The organism is Pantoea stewartii subsp. stewartii (genome assembly GCF_008801695.1).
Lineage (GTDB): Bacteria > Pseudomonadota > Gammaproteobacteria > Enterobacterales > Enterobacteriaceae > Pantoea > Pantoea stewartii.
This window is the reverse complement of record NZ_VZPF01000143.1, coordinates 1-5,182: the sequence shown is the minus strand read 5'-3', so window position 1 is coordinate 5,182 and position 5,182 is coordinate 1. Positions and strand designations below refer to the sequence as shown.

Below are 5,182 nucleotides of genomic sequence, written 5' to 3'. Positions count from 1 at the left end.
AATGGAGGCGAAGCGCCTCAAGGAGCCATGTCCGGTGTTTCACGCGATAGTGTCCATTAAAAAATGATGGACACTATTTTCCCGGAACCGGAGCCCGCTGCACAGACGGTTTAAATGTGACGCTTACGTACTTTGAAACGAGTTGATTTTATCAATATTTGCCATCAGAAAATCAAAAGCTGTATTTACAGCCTTCATCAGTTCAGCACCTAATGGATTACGATCTGGATGATATTTCAAAGCCGATTTTTTATATGCAGCCTTGATATCCATCTCCGTTAATTCACCTGATAAGCCAAAAACGTTTAATGCTTCCTGAATATTCATATTTTTCTCCCGCCCGTTTGGGCTACTGGAAAAGGTAGGGAACTATTCCCTACCAACAAATTCATCATACCATCAAATGATGGTATATCAACTATTAATTACCCCCGTGTTCAACGTTAATACGTGGTGATTACAGTATGAAAATACCGTAATGCCTTAACTAGCCAGCCCTCAGCCCGCTTTGAGCTTGTTCTTGTCGTTCTGCCAGTCTGCATTGTCATTACACGGGGCATGTAAGATGCTCATTCCGATAGAGCATACACCGCTCGCCGCAGCCGAACGGCCGAGCGTAGCGAGTTAGTGAGCGAGGAAGCGGAAGTGAACCTATGTTTAACTGGGAACGGGACGCGCTCAGGCTAAATTTTTGTTTGAATAATAAAAGCCAGCGTTTTTCGCTGGCTTTTATTACACTCACACTAAATCACCTGTAGTCGGAAATGAACACCACATGCATTAGCGTATCGGCGTAATGTTTCATAACTCATCTTAGTGGCATTTTTTTCCATCCTGCTAACTGTCGGGGGTTTTATTCCCATCCGTTCTGCCACTTGCGCGGACGTTAAGCCAGCGTTCTTTCTCCAGGTAGTAAGCGTCTCCTGGAGTCGCTCCTGTTCTAATTCAGCTTCATAAGCAACCCTGTACGCGGGATCACGCATAAACTCGTCATGAATCTGAGACAATGTCTTAGAATTTTTAGCCATCTTTTTTCATCTCCTCCAGCCTCGCCCACGCCAGGGCAATTTCTTCCGGGGGCGTTTTGGGCGTTTTTTTGATAAAAAACCTCAGCAAGTAAATTTTTTTCCCTACCTGGTAAACCCATAATCCCCGTGCTATGTCACCGGCTTTTGCTCTTACCTCAAAAAGGCCATCACCAATAGGTTTGGTGTCCGGTTCCCGAAGTTGTTGCGGGTTATGCTCTAGCTTTTTTAATTGTCTCACCATCTTTGCCCTGAGTGGTGCGGGTAAATCTGACAACTCGGATTCAGCTTCATCATGAAAAATTACGGTGAACATAGTGTTCCCTCCTATCACACACATATTAGCCCAAAAGCTAAGTTAGCGCAAGGGCTAATTATCACTGTGATTTAACATGATAACTTTTTACTAACCCGAAGGATTAACTTGGTTCGCCTACGAATTTATGGTTCGATATAAGTATCCCTATACCGAACTGGCAGAATCCGGTACTTGTAGCGACGCGCAATGATGATCGTCCCGACGCGCAATAAATGCCCTTTTCTGAATCACATTGCGTGAGAATGAAAAACCGTTTCAAATCACTTTATCTGAGAATCAAATCACATTAGCTGATTCTGAACCACATTACTGATTCGCTCACGCACCCTCCCTGAGAATACGCAGACCGCCAAAAAACAGGGCTGTTTTCTGGCGGTTTACAGAGTGGTTTAAATTCTGTCAATGAACGGGCTGATAACTCACATTAAGACGTTTAGCCAGCCTCTCAAGTCGTTTATCCAGCGTCCAGAGCTTCGCTCCTGGTGTTATCAGGGTCGATGCCAGTAACGTAATATCAACCAGTCCACATCCAAGCCCGTACAGCTTTTCATTTTCAATAAACGTCATAACTTCGGTAATATTAGCCTGATGGCACTGTGGTAACAGCCCCAGATCGCCAAGCGTTCGCAGTCTTGGAGCCGGTGGGGTTCCACAGGCTATCTCTGCCAGTATCATCGGGTGAATCAGAACCTGATCCCCACTAAGCAACTGAATCAACCCGTCATTTCTGTTTCTGAAATGGTCAACCCAGACAGACGTATCAACCAAAATAGTCATTATGCGGATGGCTCCTCGCGGCGGCGAGGAACCATCTGCATTTCAGGTGATGAACCACCGAGCGAAGCCAGTCTTTTTGCTGCCTGCACCCGAACAAATGTTTTCACTGCTTCACGGAAAATGTCAGCCTTATCCATACCGGGATCGGCCATTTCCAGCGCCTGCGCATACAGCACATCATCAATTGTGACTGTCGTTCTCATAATATCACCTCGTTAGACTTACATATTGATGTTATTTTGCATCAAAAAAAGCATCATCGCAACCAGCAAGAAAAGATAAATGGCATATGGCAATCTTGCGTTGATTTCCACAATGAGTTTTCTTGCGATGATTCAGATAGAAACGGTACCGATCTGTAACTATCAGAAAACCGTCCGTTTTTCTGGTGGTTTGGTTATTCTCAGGGAGGGTGCGTGAGCGAATCAGTAATGTGGTTCAGAATCAGCTAATGTGATTTGATTCTCAGATAAAGTGATTTGAAACGGTTTTTCATTCTCACGCAATGTGGTCTGAAAAGGGGTATTTATTGCGCGTCGGGCCGATCATCATTGTGCGTCGCTACAGGTACTGTTTATCTACATGACATCAACCCTAACTGTAACGGCTCGCAATCGAAACTTCACCGACTCGCAATAATCCCGTTTTTCAGCTCGGATTAAGTGCAAATGAAAAATGCTTCTGGCTCACATTAAGTGATAATCGGCTCGCAATCAGCCAGACGGAATCGCAATCCATTTTGGCTGGCTCACAATAACTGCAAATGAGAAAAACGTCTCATTTGGTTCTAAATGTCGAATGCTGATCGTCTCGTAAATCTGGTTCAAACCCTTATGAGGCGGCGTTACTGTCTCATCGGCCTGTCTGTTTTGGGTAGACCCGAACTGGACGGCCAACATGGGTAAAAGGGCAAATTTTCATTTTCACTTAGCGTGAGTCCAGAAATTTTGATTGCGAGCCAGCGGCGATAAATGCGAGTCCATTTGCAGTTATTGTGAGTCCACGCCCGATTTCAGTTGCAGTTATTGTGAGCCAAAATTTGCGCTGATTGCGAGTCCGACTGTTTTCGATTGCGAGCCGCTACACCTAACCAGACCGGTATCACTAAAGGACTCTAACAGTATACCACCGGAACTCCGAAGAATTTACATAGGTGCTTTCGGAGGATTTCATAACTGGCTGTGGCGTCAACCTTACGATAGATACAAACCATTTATCTACCTTAATCACTCATAAACAATACTAAAAATGTACATTTTTAGTATTGTTTTGGTATTTTAATTGCAGCGCCTCATTAAAACATTTATTATGTACTCATAATGTACACAAAAAACACTTAATGAGGATTTTTTTGATATGAAAAAAGAACAAAATCCATACGCAGGAAAAATAATTGCAGTTGCAATTAAGAAAGGCGGTGCAGGGAAATCAACTATCAGCATGAATATTGCCCCTGAGATCCAGCCTGATAACTTTTATGATACCGATGACACGCCAGCAGTAAGTACGTTTAATCAGTTCAGGGATGAACAAAAACGCTGGAACGTTATACGACTGACATCTAAATCAGGTGGTAGTGTTGATCAATTCATAAGTGACTTACTTGAAGCAAAGGAACAGGGGAAAAGTGTTCTGATTGACTGCGGAGGCTTCGATTCAGCACTAACACGTACAGCAGTGGCCGCCGCTGATTTGATTCTGTCGCCGGTTAATGATGACCCTTCTGACATATTGGGCTTGCAGGAGTTCAGCGTGGTTCTTGAGGAAATATCAACAGAGATGGGGGTGGACAAAACCGCCCATGTATTACTAAACAAGGTTCATCCCTCCCGGACAAATTTTAAAGATATCGATAATTACCTCAGCCAATTTAACAATCTGGTTCGTCTGGATACGGCTATCCCTCTCGACAAAGCGGTTCCCGCAAAATTTGGCGAAGGGCTGGGTGTGGTCGAACACATAACGACCAGGCACGGTAGAGTAGGTAATGCGATGCGCTCACTTTTTCTTGATATCCGCACAGCATTAAAGCAGACAAAATAAATACTTTAATAGTATAGTACATGTACATATTTAATACAAAAAAGGTATTTAAATGACATCTAAAAAAGACATGTTTTCACGTCTGGCTAATGTTTCTAAAAATGCTCCTTTGCAGGAGAGCACATCGAAAACAGCAACAAGCCAAAATGTTGAATCAGTAAAAGAACAACAGAAGAAAGTTAAGGTAGGCCGTAAACCCAAAAACCTGCAAATCCCTGAAGATCTCTGGCAGGCATATGAACAACTGAAAAGTAGCAACATTACCAGCCTGCTCATGACCCCTTATATTCTGGAGGCGTTTAGAGAGAAACTTGCACGTGATGGGGCTTTCGATAAAAAATAATGTACATTAAATGTATTAAAATAACACATTTAATGTATTCCTATGCATTATTACGATCTGGCATCTCCATCTGGCGAGCAGTGCGCAGCCAGTTTTTTGAATGCCGCAAAGCGGCATGGAGGTGCCAGCCGATACTGAATATAGCTTTAGGGGTCTGACGCTCAGTGGAACGAAAACTCACGTTAAGCAATTTTCGACACAAATCATCTCGGGATGAGATGAACAATGCTGGTTTTTTAGGGTTTTCACCGATCATGGTGGGAGACCATTCAGAACGCCATATTCAGCTTTCCATAGTGAAACATGACGGCCAGCTTAAAACGCTCCCGGCTTCGATAGCCTCTTGCTTTTATCCTCAGCAGCCTGATCTTGCTGTTCAGCGCTTCGGCATTACCGTTTGAGACCCGATATCGCATCGCGTTCAGGATTCCGTATAATCTCTTGTGGATGGTTTTGGCCATATTCTTCATCACTGCCACATCACAGTTTTCTGCCAGCCCTATCTAAATAACTGATCCTAATACCGCTACACTTTAGCCAGCCCATGTTTTCCCCCGGGGAATGGGCTGACGGTATTCATAAAGTGATGGACCTTTTTCAACAGTTGCCACATTGAACTGCACTGGTGATTTCGGGTTATTGTCTCATGAAGCGCCTGCCACAACCGTTCGACAT

At 43.9% G+C, this 5,182-nt stretch carries 6 protein-coding genes and 3 pseudogenes; 2 read left to right on the top strand and 7 right to left on the bottom strand.

Going from position 1 to position 5,182, the window contains the following annotated elements; translation table 11 throughout:
* Positions 1-126 precede the first annotated feature (126 nt).
* From F7Q90_RS24580 to F7Q90_RS24560, 5 genes and pseudogenes are all read right to left on the bottom strand, one after another.
* Positions 127-327: pseudogene (locus F7Q90_RS24580) on the bottom strand (J domain-containing protein); the annotation flags it as partial.
* Between the two features lie 416 nt (positions 328-743).
* The gene (locus F7Q90_RS24575; protein ID WP_044243356.1) at positions 744-1,028 is read right to left on the bottom strand and encodes a helix-turn-helix domain-containing protein; all 285 of its coding nucleotides are present in this window, start codon (positions 1,026-1,028) and stop codon (positions 744-746) included.
* Complete coding sequence (locus F7Q90_RS24570; RefSeq protein ID WP_006122239.1) at positions 1,021-1,341, bottom strand: type II toxin-antitoxin system RelE/ParE family toxin; 321 nt, start codon at positions 1,339-1,341, stop codon at positions 1,021-1,023. Before F7Q90_RS24570 ends, F7Q90_RS24575 begins: the two co-directional genes overlap by 8 nt.
* A gap of 402 nt (positions 1,342-1,743) precedes the next feature.
* On the bottom strand, positions 1,744-2,121 hold the full coding sequence (locus F7Q90_RS24565) for a type II toxin-antitoxin system VapC family toxin (RefSeq protein ID WP_006122240.1): 378 nt from the start codon (positions 2,119-2,121) through the stop codon (positions 1,744-1,746).
* Entirely contained in the window at positions 2,121-2,324 is a 204-nt protein-coding gene (locus F7Q90_RS24560; RefSeq protein ID WP_006122241.1) for a type II toxin-antitoxin system VapB family antitoxin, read from the bottom strand. Before F7Q90_RS24560 ends, F7Q90_RS24565 begins: the two co-directional genes overlap by 1 nt.
* A 1,153-nt stretch (positions 2,325-3,477) precedes the next feature.
* Between F7Q90_RS24560 and F7Q90_RS24555 the strand changes: the two genes are divergently transcribed.
* Both F7Q90_RS24555 and F7Q90_RS24550 read left to right on the top strand, forming a co-directional pair.
* Entirely contained in the window at positions 3,478-4,164 is a 687-nt protein-coding gene (locus tag F7Q90_RS24555) for a ParA family protein (RefSeq protein WP_044243359.1), read from the top strand.
* Between the two features lie 52 nt (positions 4,165-4,216).
* Complete coding sequence (locus tag F7Q90_RS24550; protein ID WP_006122243.1) at positions 4,217-4,507, top strand: hypothetical protein; 291 nt, start codon at positions 4,217-4,219, stop codon at positions 4,505-4,507.
* Positions 4,508-4,776: 269 nt separating this feature from the next.
* Here the strand turns inward: F7Q90_RS24550 and F7Q90_RS24545 are convergent.
* Together F7Q90_RS24545 and F7Q90_RS24540 are read right to left on the bottom strand one after the other, a co-directional pair.
* A pseudogene (locus F7Q90_RS24545) lies at positions 4,777-5,010 on the bottom strand (transposase); the annotation flags it as partial.
* Between the two features lie 23 nt (positions 5,011-5,033).
* Positions 5,034-5,182 (bottom strand): annotated as a pseudogene (locus F7Q90_RS24540) (IS630 family transposase); the annotation flags it as partial.

What these genes read in the sequence shown, in the direction of transcription:
- F7Q90_RS24575 (WP_044243356.1), bottom strand. Translation starts at nt 1,028, where the DNA reads ATGGCTAAAAATTCTAAGACATTGTCTCAGATTCATGACGAGTTTATG.
- F7Q90_RS24570 (WP_006122239.1), bottom strand. Translation starts at nt 1,341, where the DNA reads ATGTTCACCGTAATTTTTCATGATGAAGCTGAATCCGAGTTGTCAGAT.
- F7Q90_RS24555 (WP_044243359.1), top strand. Translation starts at nt 3,478, where the DNA reads ATGAAAAAAGAACAAAATCCATACGCAGGAAAAATAATTGCAGTTGCA.
- F7Q90_RS24565 (WP_006122240.1), bottom strand. Translation starts at nt 2,121, where the DNA reads ATGACTATTTTGGTTGATACGTCTGTCTGGGTTGACCATTTCAGAAAC.
- F7Q90_RS24560 (WP_006122241.1), bottom strand. Translation starts at nt 2,324, where the DNA reads ATGAGAACGACAGTCACAATTGATGATGTGCTGTATGCGCAGGCGCTG.
- F7Q90_RS24550 (WP_006122243.1), top strand. Translation starts at nt 4,217, where the DNA reads ATGACATCTAAAAAAGACATGTTTTCACGTCTGGCTAATGTTTCTAAA.